Genomic DNA, 19,191 nt, shown 5'->3' on the forward strand with positions numbered 1-19,191 from the left:
TAAACAACGATTTAGCAATTTTAATAATCCAATATTGAGTTACTTCCATTGCCAACCGATCGATGCACCAGCGCCAAAGTCACCTTCAGAGTTCCCTGTTGCAGCCAATTTATACACATATTTATTGCTCTCAGTTACTCCACTAAAACCTACTGCATAGCCTTGTGAACCTTCCCAAGTCCCCATACCTACACTGAACATGTTGTATCCAGCATCTGTTGGTTGAGGTAAGGAGGCGATTGCAATACTTGAAGCAACAGCACCGTAAACATTATCTTTAAATTTATTGAAATTATGGTTCAATTCATTCACACGTTGATTGGTATAACTATTGGATTGGTTGAGTACATTTGCCCCATGCTGATCTGTATATGCTTTTGAACTATTTAACACTTCTAGATCTGCTTGACGCATTTGTTTCACGTTTACCGCATCGGTGTCTGCCGTACCAGCTGCCACATGGATAATTTGCCGCTCTGCACCAGCCGAGCCAACGGAAACCGTGTTATTGCGGTCAGAGCTTGAACCATTGCCAAGTACAACAGCATTATTTGCAGAGGTGTTGATATTGTTACCAACCACATAGGTATTATTACCTGTGACTGTGTTATTTGAACCTACAGCACCAGATCCATCACCACTGACTGTATTGTTTACACCGAGGGCAATAGACTGATTACCATCAGCTTTATTACCTGCACCGATTGCAATCGCATCTTGTCCATTCGCAGTTGGTTTAGGTGCTGTATTGGCAACGTTTGATTGAATTTTAATGTACGGATCTGTTTCTTTTAAGCTCAACAACCATTCAACTTCAGTACCGACAAATCCATTTTTTATCGCAAGTTCATACGCACTGAAACCATTTTCACCAGTTAGTCCTTGTGCGCCAACTGCACCACGTAGACTTTCTAACCATTGGTCTTCATTGCCTTCATAACCATTGCTCACCGCAACTTGATAAGCACTTGCACCATCTAGACCATTGCTGCCATTCAGACCGTTCAACCCATCCTTACCATCGATGCCGTCTCGGCCATTGAGTCCATCTTTACCAGTAGCGCCTGTTGCTCCTGTATCGCCTTTGTCACCTTTAGCTCCGGTTGCACCTGTTGCTCCTGTATCGCCTTTGTCACCAGCAGGACCTTGAGGTCCCATTGGCCCTACTGGCCCAGGAATACCACTATTGCAACGATTACAAGTATGCTCAGGATATGACGAGCCACTCCCACCAGCCCATGCAATTGAGCCTAGAGAAAGTAAAATACTCACAGCAAGTAATTTTGGTACAGCTTTAATAGCGATTGAAGTTATTTCACCAAGTCCTAGTGTCTTTTCAAATGCAATTTGTTGGCTTTTATCAGGACAATTCCTTTTCTGATAGTCAGCATTGATAAAAACTGTATTCAATATTTTATTCATGTCCCTATCCTTTTTTTGTATTTGTACTCCTCTATTACGCTCTTTAATTTTTGTGATTTAAATCGCTATTTATGGTGATTTATTGATATATACATCATTTGTAACAATCTAAAATAATACCTCACATTTTATTCAGACGAAAAAAAACCCGCAAAAATGCGGGTTTTTTTCTATTCAAGCTTACGCTTCAACAGATACGTAGCGACGACCGAATTGGCCTTTCACTTCGAATTTCACAACGCCGTCAGCAGTTGCAAATAAAGTATGGTCACGGCCCATACCTACATTTACACCAGCGTGGAATTCAGTACCACGTTGACGAACGATGATGTTACCAGCAGTCACAGATTGACCGCCGTAGATTTTAACACCCAACATTTTTGGGTTCGAGTCACGACCGTTTTTAGTCGAACCACCGGCTTTTTTAGTTGCCATGTCTACTTACTCCTCGTAATTAGCCTGAAATAGCTGTAATTTTCAACTCAGTGAACCATTGACGGTGACCTTGTTGTTTACGATAGTGTTTACGACGACGCATTTTGATGATGCGGATTTTGTCGTGACGACCATGGCTAACTACTTCAGCAGTTACTTTAGCGCCAGCTACTACTGGTGCACCAATTTGAATGCTGTCACCGTTAACAAGCATCAACACGTCATCAAAAGTAACAGTTGAGCCAGTTTCAGCTTTCAATAATTCTACTTTAAGGGTTTCACCCTCAACTACACGGTGTTGTTTACCACCGCTTTGGATTACTGCGTACATTTAAGTACTCCAAACATGCCCGTGTTGTCGTGCCGGTAAAGGGATATACCGATCTTAAAACGATCGTCACTGGGGTTTCGCAAAGGCAAAGATTTTAAGGGATAACCCAAAAAACAACAAGTCATTTCCGTAAAATATTAGATGAGTATGCGTTTATTATATAAACAGTGTCATTAAAACCATTAAAATGAGTGCTCTATTTCACTTATCATGCTTATGGCAAGGTTTGACATAGATTTTTAGCAACAATTCGCTAATATACACTGGACTGACATCAACAACATGCTGTTCAAACAACATGCTAAAGATAAAAGTCTGTTAAAAAATAAGTACAATACTTCCGCTTGATGAAAAAAATCACTTAAGATTAAGTCAATTGAGTAAGTTCTTATCTGTTATTCATATAACAAATTGCTACACTACGTCTGTAATTCAAAAATTATTGAGGTTTCTCTTCATATGACCATCGACTTTAAGCAAGATATTCTCGCGCCTGTTGCTACTGACTTTGCTGCGATGGACAAATTTATTAATGAAGGGATCACGTCTAAAGTTGCCTTGGTCATGGCAGTCAGTAAACATGTAGTCGAAGCAGGCGGTAAACGCATGCGTCCCATTATGTGCTTACTTGCAGCAAAGGCTTGTGGCGCAGAAGATTTAGAAAAACACCGTAAACTTGCAGCAATTATTGAAATGCTACATACCGCAACCTTGGTTCATGACGACGTAGTCGATGAATCGGGATTACGCCGTGGCCGCCCAACAGCAAATGCGACATGGAATAATCAAACTGCCGTACTTGTGGGTGATTTTTTGATTTCTCGCGCTTTTGATTTATTGGTGGATCTAGACAGCAAAGTTTTACTCAAAGACTTTTCAACGGGTACCTGTGAAATTGCTGAAGGTGAAGTTTTACAACTTCAATCACAGCACCAACCTGAAACTACTGAACAAACCTATTTAGATATTATTCACGGTAAAACTTCGCGTTTATTTGAGCTCGCTACCGAAGGTGCAGCGATTTTGACGGGTACACCAGAGTACCGTGAACCTCTTAGAAAATTTGCCGGACACTTTGGAAATGCCTTTCAAATTATTGACGATATTTTAGATTACACCTCAGATGCTGAAACATTAGGTAAAAATATTGGTGATGATTTGATGGAAGGTAAACCAACTTTACCTTTAATCTCGGCCTTAAAGAATACCACTGGCGAAGAACATGACATTATTCGCCGCAGTATTGCCACAGGTGGTACGGCAGATTTAGAGCGTGTTATTCAGATTGTACAAAGCTCTGGGGCACTTGATTATTGTAGCCAACGAGCGACTGAAGAAACTGAGGCAGCACTAGCCGCTTTAGCAGCGCTACCAGATACTGAATATCGTCAAGCTTTAATCAACCTCGCAAACTTGGCATTACACCGAATTCAATAATTAACAATATTCCTCGTAATTCCCATTGCCTATGCATATAAAACTGAATGATATCTTTTTGACCATGCAGCAACAGCTCGATACCCCTCGGGCTGTGCTGGATGAAAACTTGCTGATCGAATTGGTCAACCGAATTCGACCAGAAGATACAAAAAATACTGACGAAATTAAGAAAAAATTTCAGGCTTTCATCCAAGCTTTACTCATCACGCCAGATGCAGCCTCTACCTTGCAAAGTTTTGTCCTAAAACTCATTAGCCGATATAAACAAACCAGTTTATATGCGGACACAGGTATTTTGTCTCTCGATGGTTTTTGGGGACAACTGTTCCAACGGCTTGGCGCACATTTTCTTCCTCTGATCAATGACGAAACTCAATTACAAGATTTAGTCCGTCGAGTTTTTTATCGTCATAGCGACAAATATTGGCTGGACAGTATTGATGATCAGCAATGGATGCAGCTATTTCGACTGTTTAACCAAGGCCATAGCAATCAGGAAGAAAAAAAGAAAATTCGCCGTGAGTTAATTAAAGCCATTACCGTTTTGTCCTATCGGGTAAGTGGTATTGGCTTATATCCTGAATTTATTAATGCACAGCCTGAACTGACCGAATATGAATCACCTTTTTTGGTGCAAAACCGTGAAATAAATGATTTTATTCAGCAGTATAAAAAGCTCCATCAAAGTGCTGAAGAAATGAGTGCTGTGCTACCGCCAGATGCTTCTCAAGCGTTGGTAATGCTGGAACAATGTCGTGATGTGGTGCTGAAGATTCGGCGTGCGACTAAACGAATTGGCGTAAGTGTCAGCCTGACTTACTTATTGTCGCTTTTAGAACAGTGTTTAGATCGCTTAGAAATCTTACTCAACCTGATTGTTGAAGAAGATGATGTCCGCTATGTTTCTATGGGTAGTTTACTCAGTGATGTGACGTCAGCGATTTATAGCGAACGCAGTGTGCGCGATTTGCTCGCCACCAATAGTGAATTGGTTGCCCTACAAGTCACCGAAAACGCAAGTAAAACTGGCGAACACTATGTAAGTACGGACAAACAAGGCTTTATGAGCATGTACCGATCTGCGGCAGGTGCCGGTGTGATCATTGCATGTATGGCAACTTTAAAAGTGCTGATGGCCCGTGTCAGCATGGCACCGCTCATGCAAGCCATTTCGTATAGTCTGAACTACTCTTTCGGCTTTATGCTGATTCATGTCTTACATTTTACTGTTGCCACTAAACAGCCTGCGATGACAGCTGCCGCCCTTGCCTCGACGGTTCAGCATCGTAAAGGCTCGAAAATGGCGCAGATTGCCGAACTTGCCGCGCTAATTATTAACATCATTCGAACCCAGTTTATTGCAATCTTAGGCAACATCAGTATTGCGATTCCTGTTGCAGCATTGATCGCATTAAGTTGGGACATGGCTTTACATGAACCATTAATGAATCATGCAAAAGCAGCTAAAACCTTACACGACCTCAATCCATTTACCTCACTGGCTGTGCCACATGCTGCGATAGCTGGAGTATGTTTGTTTTTATCAGGTTTGCTTGCTGGGTACTTTGACAACATGGCGATCTATCGCAAAGTTGGACCACGGATTCAAGCACATCCAAAGTTAAAACGCATCATGGGTCAAGAGAGACTGGATAAGCTTGCCGCTTACATTGAGCGAAACTTAGGTGCTTTAGCAGGTAACTTCTTATTCGGGATCATGCTGGGCAGTATGGGAACAATTGGATTTATTTTTGGTTTACCTTTAGATATTCGCCATATCGCCTTCGCCTCGGCCAACTTCATTCAAGGCCTCATCAATATTAATGGTTCACCAGACATTGGCTTAATCATTGTGTCATTTTTAGGGGTTATTCTGATCGGTCTGACTAACTTATTCGTCAGTTTCACGTTAACCATTATTGTGGCACTACGGGCACGTCGCGTAAGATTTGAACAATGGAAACCACTGGCTAAACTGGTGATGACTCATTTTCTAACGCGACCAAGTGATTTTTTCTGGCCACCGAAAACCCCACTTGAAGTTGAAGATGGCACACAAGCCAGTAAGAACAATCATTAGCAGATTTGTGTTTTATTTTAGTAAGATGTAAATGAACACAAAAAATAAAATCAGTATGATTTACACATACTTGAAATAAAGTGTACTGATGAGTACACTTTAGTCCATTAATTAACCGAGCTCAAACCGGTTAAAATGACAAGGAATAAAATATGCCACGAACGCTACTGTTTGTTGGTTTTTTTGCATTAATTATCAGTGTGTTGTCGCTTTATTCTAGCTATTTAAATCTATTAGATTTAAATATCGTGGAATGGATGAGTCAGCACCGTATTGCTGTTTTTAATCAAATTGCCATCGGACTTTCGGCGCTAGGCGGCATGCCTTTTGTATTATTTTTCACCACGCTATGGTGTTTACACTTTGCGTGGTATAAAAAATACACAGAGATTGTTTTTATCAGTATAGGGATCTTTGGAAGTATCGGCCTTGCATGGTTGCTTAAATTTACGTTCACCAGACCGCGTCCCCCAGAAATGTACCATCTTGTAGCGTCTTACGGGAGTTCATTCCCAAGCGCACACAGTTGTTATGCTGCATCGCTTGCGTGTCTTATGATCTTGATTTACCGACAACATGCTCAACATCGCTTGATCACCATTTTGGCATTGTTATGGATGCTGTGTATGGGTGTTTCGCGAGTATATGTTGGGGTTCATTTTCCAACAGATGTCTTATCCGGTTGGAGCATAAGTTTTATTTGGATCGCGCTACTTTATTTGAGTTACATCAAAATCAGTAAAGCGTAAACAAATGAATAATTTAGATAAATATCTAATTGAGGTGGAACAATGATGTCTGCAAAGCTTTGGGCTCCCGCCCTGACTGCTTGCGCATTGGCAACAAGTATTGCACTTGTTGGTTGTAGCAAAGATCCTAAAGATGCACAGCAAACTGCTGCTGCACAGCAAATGCCACCAACTGAAGTCGGTGTCATTGTTGCCCAACCGCAAAGCGTTGAACAATCTGTTGAACTTTCAGGCCGTACATCTGCCTATGAAATTTCAGAAGTACGTCCACAAACCAGTGGTGTAGTACTGAAACGTTTATTTGCAGAAGGTAGCTATGTTCGCGAAGGACAAGCCTTGTACGAGATCGACTCGCGTACAAACCGTGCTTCAGCTGACAGTGCTCGTGCTGCTTTAAGACGTCAACAAGCAAACCTAAACGTGTTACGTGTTAAAGAAGGTCGTTACCGTCAGCTTGTTGGCTCAAATGCGATTTCAAAACAAGAATACGACGATATTGTTGCGCAAGTTAAACTGGCTGAAGCAGACGTTGCTGCATCTCAGGCAGAACTTAAAAATGCAGAAATTAACTTAGGTTATTCAACTGTACGTGCACCAATTTCAGGTCAAACCAACCGTTCTACAGTCACAGCGGGTGCTTTAGTTACTGCATCTCAGGCTGATCCATTAGTCACAATTCAACGTCTTGATCCAATGTACGTTGACATTAACCAATCAAGCGCTGAACTTCTTCGCTTACGTCAACAGTTAAGCCAAGGCAACTTGGACAGCAGTAATAACACCAAAGTGAAATTACGTCTTGAAGATGGTAGCGAATACCCAATTGAAGGTCGTCTTGCATTTTCTGATGCGAGTGTAAACCCAGATACAGGTACGGTTACACTTCGTGCTGTTTTTTCTAACCCGAATCATTTATTACTTCCGGGTATGTTTGCCAATGCTCGCATCGTTCAAGGTGTGATTCCAAATGCTTACCTGATTCCACAAGCTGCCATTACGCGTACCCCTACAGGTCAAGCGATTGCAATGATTGTGAATGCAAAAGGTGCTGTTGAATCTCGTCCTGTAACCACTGTTGGTACGCAAGGTTCGAATTGGATCGTGACTCAAGGCTTAAACACTGGCGATAAAGTGATTGTTGACGGTATTGCGAAAGTTAAGCCAGAGCAACAAGTTGTAGCCAAACCGTATCAACCTCAGGCTGCTGCACCTCAAGGTGCGCAACAACCTGCTGCAGCAAAGCCAAACGCTAAAGCCGCAGAACAAGCAGCGCCTAAAACTGAACAAAAAGCTACTTCAAACGCATAGGGAGTAGACTGAATGGCTCAATTCTTTATTCATCGCCCCATTTTTGCATGGGTGATTGCATTGGTGATTATGTTGGCGGGTGTACTCACGCTATCAAATATGCCAATTGCACAGTATCCGACCATTGCGCCGCCAACGGTTTCAATCTCTGCGACTTACCCTGGTGCATCTGCAGAAACAGTTGAAAACACCGTAACCCAAATCATTGAACAACAAATGAATGGTTTGGATGGCTTACGTTATATTTCGTCAAACAGTGCGGGTAACGGTCAGGCATCTATTACATTGAACTTTGAACAAGGGATCGATCCAGACATCGCCCAAGTTCAAGTCCAAAACAAACTCCAGTCTGCGACAGCGCTATTACCTGAAGATGTACAGCGTCAAGGTGTAAAAGTCACCAAATCTGGCGCAAGCTTCCTACAAGTTGTAGCATTCCACTCACCGTCGGGCAAGTTGACTGCGGACGACATTAAGGACTATGTAAACTCGAATATTTCTGAACCTCTCAGCCGTGTGGCAGGTGTAGGTGAAGTCCAAGTATTTGGTGGTTCTTATGCGATGCGTATTTGGCTAGATCCAGCCAAAATGGCAAACCTGAAAGTTACACCGAGTGATGTGGCTGCGGCTATCCGTACACAGAATGCTCAGGTTGCTGTTGGTCAGTTAGGCGGTGCGCCTGCAACTGAAGGTCAAGTACTGAACGCGACAGTTACAGCACAAAGTTTGTTGCAAACACCAGAGCAGTTTAAAAACATTTTCCTGCGTAACAGTAGTGATGGTGCTCAGGTACGTTTAGGTGATGTTGCACGTGTTGAATTAGGTGCTGACAACTATCAGTTCGACTCTAAGTTCAACAACAAACCTGCTGGTGGTGTAGCGATCAAACTAGCAACTGGTGCAAACGCATTAGACACAGCCGAAGCTGTTGAAGCACGTTTAAAAGAACTACGTCCAAACTACCCTGAAGGTTTAGAAGACACGCTTGCATTTGATACGACTCCATTCATTAAGTTATCGATTGAAAGTGTTGTACATACCCTTGTAGAAGCCGTGATTCTCGTATTCTTTGTGATGTTCTTGTTCTTACAGAACTGGCGCGCAACGATTATTCCGACATTGGCTGTACCTGTAGTGGTATTGGGTACTTTTGCTGTCATTAACATGTTTGGTTTCTCGATCAACACACTCACCATGTTCGCGATGGTACTGGCGATTGGTCTCCTCGTGGATGATGCGATTGTTGTCGTAGAGAACGTTGAACGTGTTATGGTTGAAGATCATCTTGACCCAGTGACTGCAACTGAAATCTCAATGAAACAGATCTCGGGTGCCTTAATCGGTATTACCTCTGTGTTAACCGCTGTATTCGTGCCGATGGCATTTTTCGGTGGTACGACAGGTGTAATTTATCGTCAGTTCTCAATCACGCTGGTAACAGCAATGATTCTGTCATTGATTGTAGCATTGACCTTTACCCCTGCCCTATGCGCGACCATGTTGAAACAACATGATCCAAACAAACCTGAAAGCAACAATATCTTTGCCCGTTTCTTCCGTTGGTTTAACAGCTCTTTTGATAAAGTTGCGCATAAATACCAAGGCGGCGTGAACTTCATGACACACCACAAGATTTTCTCTGGTGTGATTTATGCGGTTGTGATTGGCTTATTGGTACTTTTATTCCAAAAGTTACCATCATCATTCTTACCTGAAGAAGACCAAGGTGTTGTAATGACACTGGTACAGTTACCACCGAATGCCTCACTTGAGCGTACGGATAAAACTGTCACTGCAATGACCGATTACTTCCTGAAAAACGAAGAAAAATATGTCGATTCTGTATTCAGTGTTGCCGGTTTCTCGTTCACAGGTGTAGGTCAAAACGCAGGTCTTGCATTCATCAAGTTAAAAGATTGGGAAGACCGTACATCACCTGAATCTCAAGTGGGTGCGATTATTCAACGTGGTATGGCATTGAACATGATCGTGAAGGATGCTTCATACATCATGCCAATCCAATTACCAGCAATGCCTGAATTGGGTGTAACTGCCGGCTTCAACTTGCAGTTAAAAGCTTCTGCAGGTCAAACTCATCAACAACTTATCGATGCCCGTAATATGGTACTCGGTATGGCTGCTCAAGATAAACGCCTCATGGGTGTTCGTCCTAACGGTCAAGAAGATACACCACAGTACAAAATCACGATTGACCAAGCTCAAGCTGGTGCAATGGGTGTGAGTATTTCTGAGATTAACACCACAATGGGTATGGCATGGGGTGGTTCTTACATCAATGACTTCGTTGACCGTGGTCGTGTGAAGAAAGTCTATGTACAAGGTGAGGCTGCGGCACGTATGATGCCTGAAGACCTGAGCCAGTGGTATGTCCGTAACAACCAAGGCACAATGGTTCCATTCTCGACCTTCGCTACTGGCGAATGGACTTATGGTTCACCACGTCTTGAACGTTATAACGGTATCGCATCTGTGAACATTCAAGGTTCACCGGGTGTGGGTGTAAGTTCGGGCGATGCGATGAAAGCGATGGAAGAAATTGTACAAAAACTTCCTTCGATGGGCGTTCAAGGCTTTGACTATGAATGGACTGGTTTATCTCTAGAAGAACGTGAGTCTGGCGCACAAGCACCATTCTTATACGCACTTTCATTGTTAATCGTCTTCCTATGTCTTGCTGCCTTGTATGAAAGCTGGTCTATTCCGTTCTCAGTATTACTGGTTGTACCATTAGGTGTATTGGGTGCGTTATTACTGACTTTCCTTGGAATGGTGTTCTTCAAAAATCCAAACTTGGCGAATAACATTTACTTCCAGGTGGCTATTATTGCCGTCATTGGTTTGTCTGCGAAGAATGCGATCTTGATCGTAGAATTCGCCAAAGAACTTCAAGAAAAAGGTGAAGATCTGTTTGACGCAACATTGCATGCCGCTAAAATGCGTCTACGTCCAATTATCATGACCACTTTAGCCTTTGGTTTTGGTGTACTTCCGCTTGCCCTTTCTTCGGGTGCAGGTGCAGGTAGTCAGCACTCCGTAGGTTATGGTGTATTGGGCGGCGTAATCAGTTCTACCCTACTTGGTATCTTCTTTATTCCTGTGTTCTATGTATGGATCCGAAGTATCTTTAAGTACAAACCAAAACAACAAAATAATCAGGAGCATTTATCGTGATGCAAAATGTATGGTCTATTGCAGGTCGTAGCATTGCGGTTTCTTCACTTGCGCTTGCTTTGGCTGCCTGCCAAAGCATGCGTGGTCCAGAGCCGGTTGTTCAGACCAATATCCCCGAAAGCTACACAGCAAGTGCTTCTGGTACTTCTGTTGCTGAACAAGGATATAAAGATTTCTTTGCTGACCAACGTCTGGTACAAGTTCTTGACTTAGCTTTAGCCAATAACCGTGACCTACGTACGGCTGCTTTAAATATTGAACGTGCACAGCAACAGTATCAAATCACTGCCAATGGTCAATTACCAACCATTGGTGCAAGTGGTAGTGTACTTCGTCAAGACACGTTGAATACACAAAAGCCTATCACCTCTTATAATGTCGGTTTAGGTGTCACTGCCTATGAACTTGATTTTTGGGGTCGTGTACGTAGCTTAAAAGACAATGCTTTGGACAGTTACCTTGCAACTGCAAGTGCCCGTGATGCAACACAAATTGCGTTGATCGGTCAAGTGGCTCAAGCATGGTTAAACTACGCGTATGCCAATTCGAACTTGAAGCTTGCGGATCAAACCTTAAAAGCTCAGCTTGAATCTTACAACCTGAACAAAAAGCGTTTTGATGTCGGTATTGACAGTGAAGTTCCTGTTCGTCAGGCTCAAATTTCTGTAGAAACTGCACGTAATGATGTTGCGAACTACAAAACTCAAATTGCTCAAGCGCAAAATTTATTGAATCTATTAGTGGGTCAACAAGTACCTGCGAACTTGCTGCCAAACCAACGTGTCAGTCGGATTACTTCGACCAATACCATTGGTTCAGGTATTCCAAGTGACTTGTTGAACAACCGTCCAGATGTCCGTGCAGCTGAATATAAACTGTCTGCTGCCGGTGCGAACATTGGTGCAGCTAAAGCACGTCTATTCCCTACGATTAGCCTGACAGGTTCTGCTGGTTATGCTTCAACGGACTTAGGTGATCTATTTAAATCAGGCAACTTTGTATGGTCTGCTGGCCCTAGCCTAGATATTCCAATCTTCGACTGGGGTACACGTCAGGCCAATATTAAAGTTTCTGAAACTGACCAGAAAATTGCATTGTCTGATTATGAAAAATCAGTTCAGTCAGCTTTCCGTGAAGTGAATGATGCGCTTGCAGTTCGCCAAAACATTGGTGACCGTATTGCAGCACAGCGCCGTTTAGTTGATGCAACCAATACAACTTACAAACTATCAAATGCTCGCTTCCGTGCTGGTATTGATAGCTACCTAACTGTGCTGGATGCGCAGCGTGCATCTTATGCAGCTGAGCAAGGTTTGTTGTTGCTTGAACAAGCAAATCTCAACAACCAAGTTGAATTGTATAAAACACTTGGTGGTGGTATCAAAGCCAACACTTCTGATGCTGTGCAATACCAACCTTCTACTGCTGAGCGTAAAGCTGCATCAAAACAATAATTTGAGTTAGCCTAGCCCGTAATATTTGAAAAGCTCACTTCGGTGGGCTTTTTCATTTTTAGATCGGAGCTACAAAATAAAAATGAACATATTGCTTTTTGCTGAAGAGTTTCCTATCTTCAATTCACCTTTTTATATTGATAACTAAAAATGCTTTTAAGTAATCTTGAATCTGTTCCGGGTCATACCATTACACAACAACTTGATGTCGTTTATGGCAGTACTGTCCGCAGTAAACATGTTGGTCGTGACTTTATGGCTGGCCTAAAAAATATCGTGGGTGGTGAACTCAAAGGTTATACAGAACTACTCGAAGAATCCCGTCAAGAAGCTATGAGCCGTATGATTGATAAAGCACGTGCCTTAGGCGCGAATGCAGTCGTCGGCATCCGTTTTTCAACCTCAAATATTGCTCAAGGCGCCTCTGAATTATTTGTGTATGGCACGGCTGTTCGCGTAGAAGCCAACTCAGCAAAACTCCCAGACCCATTTCCAACTCAGGACTAAGTCATGGATGCCTTTATTTTTAAAGTCCTGATCTTTGTGGTGCTCTTTTGTATTGGTTGGGGCTTCGGTCGCCATATCGAACAAAAGCATCTCAAAGAACTCGAAGCTCAAGAAAAGCGATTGGCGCATATTCAAATAGACAACAACCGCTTTAAAACTACTGAACATTTCGGACAACTGATTTCAAGTAATGTAGTGATTTCACATGATTATTTTAAATACGTGATTGCCAATATTCAGAACTTCTTTGGCGGACGTTTAACCAGTTATGAAAGCATCGTCGATCGGGCACGTCGGGAAGCCGTGGTGCGTTTAAAGCAAGAAGCTGAAAAGATGGGCGCAACGCAAATTATGGGCCTGCGTTTAAGCACCACTGAGTTGGGTATGCAAGGCGGCATGGTCGAAGTCTTTGCGTATGGAACAGCAATTCAAAAGAGAGAGATCTGATCTCTCTACTTCTCCCCAATTCATTTTTACTATTTAATTTACTTTACACAATGTGTTTTCAAACTCTTCATAACTCACATTTTCATTGCGACAAACTTTAAAACAAACTTCATTAAATTTCTTTTCATCAATATTTGGATCATGATAACTAAATGCAACATCTCCAGCATAAGCACGTGCCAGATCTTGCACCACAATGTCAGCTTTACATCCATATAAAGTTGGACATGCCTCTAATGTTCCTTCGTAATACTCTTTACACTGAGTCGGTTCGACATCCACCTTATTGGGTTTTTGCATCGACACATTTAAACCATTTTCATTCATTAGAAGAAAATATTGAAGTTTTCTAAATGGTTTTAAGTCAATCTCGAGTCCCGAATGATTGATACGAGCCAATTGATCTTTGTAAGAATTATGATCATCTGAGATTAACTCTGCATTACCAGCTTTGTCGATTTTGATAAAGCTATAGTTGACAGGCATATATGCGCCACTCCCCTTATGTGCAATCACTTCGATCAAATGATCTTTCGCAATAAATGCTCCCGTAAATACAGTCGATTCAACACTGGTCAGCAACTTACCTTTCACTAAAACACAATATCCAAAACATTGATCTTTGAATCTAGCCTGATCGCCTTTAAAATCATCAACAGGATGAAATTCAGCTCGCCATTTAAAATCACCAATTTTATTCGAACTATAAGGTAATTTATCAACATCTGAATCTTGAGGATTTTGACTGTAATACTCAGACTTCAATAATCCTTTTTCATCAAACAGTGCTTCGATCGGTAACCACCACTCATTTGGTCCTCGCATAACAACTTCTGCACTCGCCGCTTCAACTTTAGGTTCAATCTCAACAGATTCAATAACGGGTTCTGATACAGTTCCTATTTCTTTTTCAGGCTTTTCGAGCGTTGACTTCTGCTCAATTTTTTGAGTTTTCTGTTTAAAATAAAAATATGCCATTGTACCGATTGCACCAATGATTGCGCACAAACTGATGGCTATTCCCCATTTGTTAAAATTATTCTTTTTCATTTCTTATAATCTCGTTACTCATTAAAAAAGTCACTGTTAAGAGTGACTTTTAAACTATTTAAACTTGATAAAATTTACTTCACTTTGGTTTTACGAATCATTTTATATAACGTTGTCGGTGATAATCGAGATACCCAAACACCGAGCTTTTCTTTAGAACCACCCACCACGATGTATTCTTCCCCACGTTGCAAAGATTGCACCACCGTTTCGGCAAACTCATTGGCTTCTAGACCATTTTCAATGGCTTCATCCTGATGCCCTTGTGGCTTGCCGGCACCATTGAGTGCATTAAATGAAACATTGGTTTTGACAAATCCGGGGAATATCACCGATACGCCCACCCCTTGATCCGCAACTTCCGCACGTAGACTGTTCGCCCACATATGAATGGCAGCTTTTGCAGCAGAATAGGTCGCGCGGTATTGTGTCCCTAATAAGCCTGCAACACTTGAAACAAAAGCAATTCGACCAGACTTTTGTGCTAAAAATGTCGGTAAAACGGTTTTGGTTAAATAGACTTGCGAAAAATAATCTACTTCCATGATGGCACGTTCAGTTTGCATAGTCGTATCCGTAATCAATGCACGCTGACTCAATCCCGCATTATTGATTAGCCAATCAATTCGGCCTTTATGCGCAAGGACTTGTTCATAAGCATGGCGAACTTGTTCTTCATTGGTAATATCTGCACACACTGAAAGATGCTGATCTGGATGTAATAATGAAACACGGACTTTTTCCAACTCTTCAAAACGACGTGCGGTCAAAATGACCTGCGCCCCTTGCAAAGCACATTCTTTTGCTAAAGCTTCACCCAAACCTGACGATGCCCCAGTAATCCACACCACTTTTCCGTTCAAATCATCACGTTTTGCCATTTTGACATCCTTTTAAATAACTAATTTATTCATTTATATGTATTTTATACTTTACGTAGTACAGGCTCATTGTTCAAAAACACCATAAAATGATCAAAGTACTGACTCATCGATTGTGCATCATAAATTTTGCCGAGTTTATCGAAGCGTTTATATCCGAGTTGCGTGGTGAGATTGATGACACCGGTTAAAGTTTTATCCACCACCATATTAAATTTCAGCATTTTTTTTGGTTCTCGCACCAAATGCGTCACCCCGGCATCGACCACTTGTGTAAATGCCTTCAATGCGAGTGGGACATATTGATTCTGCCCTTCTTTCATTTGACTGACATAGGCAAGCAAGTCGGTGGCTAAAGAGGCATCGATCGGATAATGCATATAATGCTGACCATCTTCGCTGTAAAAACGTCCATATAAATAATTTACCATCGGTACAAGGCGGTCATTGCCAAAAAAAGACACCGACCACGGCATATATTTACGGGTCGTTTCACGTATTTGCTGAATAATTTTTTCGGATTCATTGTCTCCAGACTTATTCATGCGCGCCATTTGGCCAAAAACTTGATCTAAAATTTCACATACAATATCCGCTAAATTATCCCCTAAGGCTTTGGACTGACTTTCTGTTTCACCTTCATTGAGTTTTTGATGAATCGTCTCAAAACGTTGATATGTCGTAGGTTGAATCTTTAAAGAAATAGAATAAGTCATTTGATATTGCTCCTTTTATCTTAGTTTTGGGATCAATGGGTACTTCTTATCTTAGGTCCTATCATACGGACTCTTTTATTTACTGCCAAATCCTAAAAGTTAACATTCGCCCAACATCCCTAATTCACCATTTTTTTTGCTACAATAGATCTAATTTTTTATCCACTTTTGATCTGTTTAGACTATGACTGATTCAGCGCAAAATATTGCTACGACCTACGATCCGACCGAGATCGAAAAAAAATGGTACAAGACTTGGGAAGAGAGAGGCTACTTCAAGCCATCTCAAAAAGGTGATTCATTCTGTATTATGATTCCGCCGCCAAACGTCACCGGTAGCTTGCACATGGGTCATGGTTTCAACAATGCCATTATGGATGCGTTGACTCGTTATAACCGTATGTCTGGCAAAAACACCCTTTGGCAGCCAGGTACCGACCATGCAGGTATCGCAACGCAAATGGTTGTTGAACGTCAATTGGGTGCTGAAGGCATCAGCCGTCACGACCTTGGCCGTGAAAAGTTCATTGAAAAAGTGTGGGAATGGAAAGAACAATCTGGCGGGAACATTACCCGTCAAATTCGTCGTCTAGGCTCATCTGTAGACTGGTCACGTGAGCGCTTCACCATGGACGAAGGTCTTTCTAACGCGGTTAAAGAAGTCTTTGTTAAGCTACATGAAGAAGGCTTAATTTACCGTGGTAAACGCCTTGTAAACTGGGACCCTAAACTACAAACTGCCCTTTCTGACTTAGAAGTTGAGTCTGATAAAGAAGAAGCAGGTTCACTTTGGCACTTCAAATATTTCTTTGAAGACAAATCAATCCGCACCCACGATGGTAAAGACCACATCGTTGTGGCGACAACACGTCCTGAAACATTGCTTGGCGATACCGCTGTTGCAGTTGCACTGGATGATGAACGCTATGCAGCGCTTGTTGGCAAAAACATCATCCTACCTATTACAGGCCGTGCTGTTCCTATCGTAAAAGACGAATATGTAGACAAAGAATTTGGTACAGGCTGTGTGAAAATCACCCCTGCGCACGACTTCAATGACTATGAAGTGGGCAAACGCTGTGAACTTCCAATCATCAATATCTTCAACAAAAATGCTGAAGTTCTTGCTGAATTTGAATACATCGCGAAAGCGGGCGAGCAAATTTCTAAAACCATTCCCGCACCTGCGGACTACATTGGTTTAGAACGTTTTGAAGCACGTAAAAAATTGGTTGCTCAAGCGGAAGCTGAAGGCTGGTTAGACCAAATTCAACCATATACCTTGAAGCCACCTCGTGGTGACCGTTCAGGCGTGATCGTTGAGCCACTTCTAACAGACCAATGGTACGTAAAAATTGCACCACTAGCTGAGCCTGCAATTAAAGCGGTTCAAGACGGTCAAATTAAGTTTGTCCCTGAGCAATACAGCAACATGTACATGGCTTGGATGAATAACATTCAAGACTGGTGTATTTCACGTCAATTGTGGTGGGGTCACCGTATTCCTGCTTGGTACGATGCTGAAGGCAACGTATTTGTAGGTCGTGATGAAGCTGAAGTTCGTGCGAAAAACGGCATTGCACCTGAAGTTGAATTAAAACAAGACGAAGATGTACTCGATACTTGGTTCTCTTCTGGTCTTTGGACATTCTCAACTTTAGGTTGGACTGGTGACGCTGCGAAAGATAAAGAAAACTACTTCTTAAATACTTTCCACCCGACTGATGTACTAGTAACAGGTTTCGACATCATCTTCTTCTGGGTTGCCCGCATGATCATGATGACCATGCACTTCATGAAAAATGAAGACGGCACACCGCAAGTTCCGTTCAAAACTGTGTATGTACACGGTTTGGTTCGTGATGGCGAAGGTCAGAAAATGTCTAAATCTAAGGGCAACGTGCTTGACCCATTAGATTTGATTGACGGTGTTGATCTTGAAACTTTAGTACAAAAACGTACAACAGGTTTGATGAACCCGAAACAAGCAGCGAAGATTGAAAAATCAACACGTAAAGAATTCCCTGAAGGTATTCAATCTTACGGTACAGATGCGGTTCGTTTCACATTCTGTGCGCTTGCAAACACAGGTCGTGACATCAAGTTCGACATGAAACGTGTTGAAGGTTACCGTAACTTCGCGAATAAAATCTGGAACGCTACCCGTTTCGTGATGATGAACTGCGAAGAGCAAGTGATTGGTCAAGACGTACGTCAAGACCTTTGGGAATTGCCTGAACAGTGGATTGTTAGCCGTCTGCAAAAAGCGGAACAAGCGGTGCAAACTGCGTTTGCAACGTACCGCTTAGACTTGGCTGCACAAGCGATTTATGAGTTCATTTGGAATGAATACTGTGACTGGTATGTTGAATTAACTAAACCAGTTCTAAATGACGAAAACGTATCGGTTGAGCGTAAAGCTGAAGTGCGTCGTGTTCTTCTTGCTGTGATGGAAGCGTCTTTACGTTTGGCTCATCCGTTGATGCCTTACCTAACAGAAGAAATCTGGCAAACGCTTGCGCCGAAACTGAACATTTCTGGCGAAACGATTATGTTGGCGCAGTACCCTGTTGCTGAGCAAGCACTCATTAACGACCAAGCTGAAGCTGATATGCAATGGCTGCAAGGTTTGATTGGTGCGGTACGTAACATCCGTGGTGAGATGGGTCTAGGTAATGCTCGTTTGTTGCCTGTTCTTCTGCAAAACACCACTGATGCTGAAAAAGCGCAAATCGCTCGTATTGAACCGTTGTTTAAAGCATTGGCAAAAGTTGAAAGCATTACGTTCCTAGCTGATGCTGAACAACCGCCATTGTCTTCATCAAGCGTTGTAGGTCATGTGTCTGTATTCGTTCCAATGAAGGGTTTAATTGACCCTAAAGCGGAATTGGGTCGTTTGCAAAAAGACTTAGACAAGGTTCAAAAACAGCATGACCAAATTGCAACTAAACTTTCTAACGAAGGTTTTGTGGCAAAAGCGCCTGCGGCTGTGGTTGAAGGCGAGAAAGTGAAACTTGCTGAGTTTGCTGACCAGTTAGCGAAAATTAAAGCGAATATGGAGCAAATTGCAGCGCTTTAAGGTGTTGTTAGTTTGGTTCAAAAAAATCCCCTCTTCGTGAGGGGATTTTTTTGTAAGCATTGGTATTGAAATTGTATAAGTTGTCACCATAAAACATGTA

General features: G+C 42.1%; 15 protein-coding genes. 9 read left to right on the forward strand and 6 right to left on the reverse strand.

What is annotated here, in order from left to right; translation table 11 throughout:
* Nucleotides 1–39: 39 nt before the first annotated feature.
* The 3 genes from AC25JC_RS08010 to rplU form a co-directional block, all read right to left on the reverse strand.
* Nucleotides 40–1,422 carry a YadA family autotransporter adhesin gene (locus AC25JC_RS08010; protein ID WP_486923820.1) on the reverse strand — a complete coding sequence of 461 codons (1,383 nt, stop codon included), beginning with the start codon at nt 1,420–1,422 and terminating at the stop codon, nt 40–42.
* 180 nt (nt 1,423–1,602) lie between these two features.
* A complete protein-coding gene (gene rpmA / locus AC25JC_RS08015; RefSeq protein WP_067764378.1) occupies nt 1,603–1,857 on the reverse strand; it encodes a 50S ribosomal protein L27 in 255 nt (84 codons plus the stop codon).
* A gap of 19 nt (nt 1,858–1,876) precedes the next feature.
* On the reverse strand, nt 1,877–2,188 hold the full coding sequence (gene rplU, locus AC25JC_RS08020; RefSeq protein WP_078191390.1) for a 50S ribosomal protein L21: 312 nt from the start codon (nt 2,186–2,188) through the stop codon (nt 1,877–1,879).
* A gap of 459 nt (nt 2,189–2,647) precedes the next feature.
* Between rplU and sdsA the strand changes: the two genes are divergently transcribed.
* From sdsA to AC25JC_RS08060, 8 genes are all read left to right on the forward strand, one after another.
* The gene (gene sdsA / locus AC25JC_RS08025; protein ID WP_078191391.1) at nt 2,648–3,625 is read left to right on the forward strand and encodes an All-trans-nonaprenyl-diphosphate synthase; all 978 of its coding nucleotides are present in this window, start codon (nt 2,648–2,650) and stop codon (nt 3,623–3,625) included.
* A 31-nt stretch (nt 3,626–3,656) separates the two neighbouring features.
* Nucleotides 3,657–5,708 carry a site-specific recombinase gene (locus tag AC25JC_RS08030; RefSeq protein WP_078192207.1) on the forward strand — a complete coding sequence of 684 codons (2,052 nt, stop codon included), beginning with the start codon at nt 3,657–3,659 and terminating at the stop codon, nt 5,706–5,708.
* Between the two features lie 152 nt (nt 5,709–5,860).
* The gene (locus AC25JC_RS08035; RefSeq protein ID WP_180129197.1) at nt 5,861–6,457 is read left to right on the forward strand and encodes a phosphatase PAP2 family protein; all 597 of its coding nucleotides are present in this window, start codon (nt 5,861–5,863) and stop codon (nt 6,455–6,457) included.
* A 42-nt stretch (nt 6,458–6,499) separates the two neighbouring features.
* Entirely contained in the window at nt 6,500–7,765 is a 1,266-nt protein-coding gene (locus AC25JC_RS08040) for an efflux RND transporter periplasmic adaptor subunit (protein ID WP_486923821.1), read from the forward strand.
* Between the two features lie 12 nt (nt 7,766–7,777).
* Nucleotides 7,778–10,957 (forward strand): efflux RND transporter permease subunit, encoded by a 3,180-nt coding sequence (locus tag AC25JC_RS08045; protein ID WP_111885287.1) that lies wholly within the window; start codon nt 7,778–7,780, stop codon nt 10,955–10,957.
* A complete protein-coding gene (gene adeK / locus AC25JC_RS08050; RefSeq protein ID WP_180034600.1) occupies nt 10,957–12,411 on the forward strand; it encodes a multidrug efflux RND transporter AdeIJK outer membrane channel subunit AdeK in 1,455 nt (484 codons plus the stop codon). The genes AC25JC_RS08045 and adeK overlap by 1 nt, the downstream gene beginning before the upstream one ends.
* A gap of 150 nt (nt 12,412–12,561) precedes the next feature.
* Nucleotides 12,562–12,918 carry a YbjQ family protein gene (locus AC25JC_RS08055; RefSeq protein WP_078192212.1) on the forward strand — a complete coding sequence of 119 codons (357 nt, stop codon included), beginning with the start codon at nt 12,562–12,564 and terminating at the stop codon, nt 12,916–12,918.
* Nucleotides 12,919–12,921: 3 nt separating this feature from the next.
* Nucleotides 12,922–13,365, forward strand: a complete 444-nt coding sequence (locus AC25JC_RS08060; RefSeq protein ID WP_180129192.1) for a YbjQ family protein — start codon at nt 12,922–12,924, stop codon at nt 13,363–13,365.
* A 33-nt stretch (nt 13,366–13,398) separates the two neighbouring features.
* On the opposite strand, the gene AC25JC_RS08065 is transcribed toward AC25JC_RS08060, so the two are convergent.
* From AC25JC_RS08065 to AC25JC_RS08075, 3 genes are all read right to left on the reverse strand, one after another.
* On the reverse strand, nt 13,399–14,415 hold the full coding sequence (locus AC25JC_RS08065) for a hypothetical protein (protein WP_486923822.1): 1,017 nt from the start codon (nt 14,413–14,415) through the stop codon (nt 13,399–13,401).
* Nucleotides 14,416–14,489: 74 nt separating this feature from the next.
* The gene (locus tag AC25JC_RS08070; protein WP_078191399.1) at nt 14,490–15,296 is read right to left on the reverse strand and encodes an SDR family oxidoreductase; all 807 of its coding nucleotides are present in this window, start codon (nt 15,294–15,296) and stop codon (nt 14,490–14,492) included.
* 44 nt (nt 15,297–15,340) lie between these two features.
* Entirely contained in the window at nt 15,341–16,012 is a 672-nt protein-coding gene (locus AC25JC_RS08075; protein ID WP_486923823.1) for a hypothetical protein, read from the reverse strand.
* A 184-nt stretch (nt 16,013–16,196) separates the two neighbouring features.
* On the opposite strand from AC25JC_RS08075, the gene AC25JC_RS08080 reads away from it, so the two are divergent.
* Nucleotides 16,197–19,091, forward strand: a complete 2,895-nt coding sequence (locus AC25JC_RS08080; protein WP_486923824.1) for a valine--tRNA ligase — start codon at nt 16,197–16,199, stop codon at nt 19,089–19,091.
* The last annotated feature ends 100 nt before the right edge of the window (nt 19,092–19,191 follow it).

The organism is Acinetobacter sp. P37 (assembly GCF_057480965.1).